The sequence below is a fragment of the Streptomyces sp. MK37H genome (assembly GCF_018035285.1).
Lineage (GTDB): Bacteria > Actinomycetota > Actinomycetes > Streptomycetales > Streptomycetaceae > Streptomyces > Streptomyces endocoffeicus.
Genome location: NZ_JAAAYH010000887.1, coordinates 1 through 725 on the forward strand (window position 1 = coordinate 1; position 725 = coordinate 725).

The 725-nt window shown below is 72.7% G+C and carries 1 protein-coding gene; it reads left to right on the top strand.

All coding sequences use genetic code 11. The annotated features are described in order from the left end of the window. Positions 1-725: beta-ketoacyl reductase (locus GWI24_RS44620; RefSeq protein WP_210951697.1), on the top strand; the 725-nt coding region annotated here is incomplete at both ends.

Genomic DNA, 725 nt, shown 5'->3' on the forward strand with positions numbered 1-725 from the left:
ATGGTTTCGCTTCGACGTTGACGTTGGTGCGGGCGTTGGTTGAGGTGGGTGTTGAGGCGCTGTTGTGGTGCGCTTCGCGGGGTGCGGTGTCGGTGGGGCGTTCGGATCGGCTGGCTGGTGTGGTGCAGTCGCAGGTGTGGGGTCTGGGCCGGGTGGTGGGGTTGGAGCACTCGGCGGTGTGGGGTGGTCTGGTCGATCTGCCCGAGGTGCTGGATGAGCGGGCCGTGGGCCGGTTGGTGGGTGTGCTGTCCGGGGGTGGGGACGGTGAGGACCAGGTCGCGGTGCGCGGTTCGGGGGTGTTCGTCCGGCGTCTGGTGAGGGCTGAGGCCGGGGCTGGGGTTGATGAGGGTGCGGAGCGGTCGTGGCGGGTCGGCGGCTCGGTGCTGGTGACCGGTGGCACGGGTGCGCTGGGTGCGCGGATCGCGCGGTGGGTGGCGGGCCAGGGTGCTGAGCATCTGGTGCTGACCAGCCGTCGCGGCATCGAGGCGCCGGGCGCGCCCGAGCTGCGCGAGGAGCTCGAAGCCCTGGGGGCCCGGGTGACCGTGGCGGCCTGCGATGTGGCCGACCGCGAGCAACTGGCCGCGGTGCTGGACACCGTCCCGGAGGAGTTCCCGCTGAGGGCGGTCTTCCATGCGGCGGGTGTGGAGCAGGCCGCCGAGCTGGCGGGGATGAGCCTGGCGGACGCCGCCTCGGTGGTCTCGGGGAAGGCCACGGGAGCCGGCCAT